The 546-nt window shown below is 46.7% G+C and carries 1 pseudogene; it reads right to left on the minus strand.

Annotated elements, in window-relative coordinates:
• Positions 1-546 (minus strand): annotated as a pseudogene (locus tag DW830_RS15610) (IS1380-like element IS612 family transposase); the annotation flags it as partial.

Here is a 546-nt window from a genome sequence, read left to right on the forward strand (position 1 = left end):
GTTCCTTGCCGCCACGCAGATTGTAGAATTCAACAATGTCCCTTGTCGATGACTTGTAATCGTTGGTCAGAATACAACGGTAAGTGTATTCGCCTTCCCACAGGTCAAGCTCGCCACTGTTGCGTCTTTGTCTCTGGATGACAAGACGATAGCACTTGCCTTCCCATTTCTCAACGAGAATGGAATTAAGTTCGAACTGGATACCGTTAATCTCTTCCGTCTTCCATCCTCTCAGAGCAAAGATGTCATTGTAGAGCGAACTGCATCGGTTGGCACGGATGTAGAAATGTTTGCAATGCTTCTCTATCTCACTGACGACTTCCTTCGAGCATGAACCGCAGTCTGCCCTGAAGCGATTTACACGGATGTTCTGGGATTCCAGAAGAGCGAAGAATCTCTTATGGGTGTCTGCCTGATGAAAACGCACATTCGTGTTGCCATCGCTGTTCTCGATATAGACTATCTTGTCACCGATAACATATACGCCAGGCCTGTAGCCGAGGAACTTTTTGTAGGTCGGTTTTGCATCATACTTCTCCGTTTCAA

This window comes from Prevotella sp. AM34-19LB (assembly GCF_003468525.1).
GTDB lineage: Bacteria > Bacteroidota > Bacteroidia > Bacteroidales > Bacteroidaceae > Prevotella.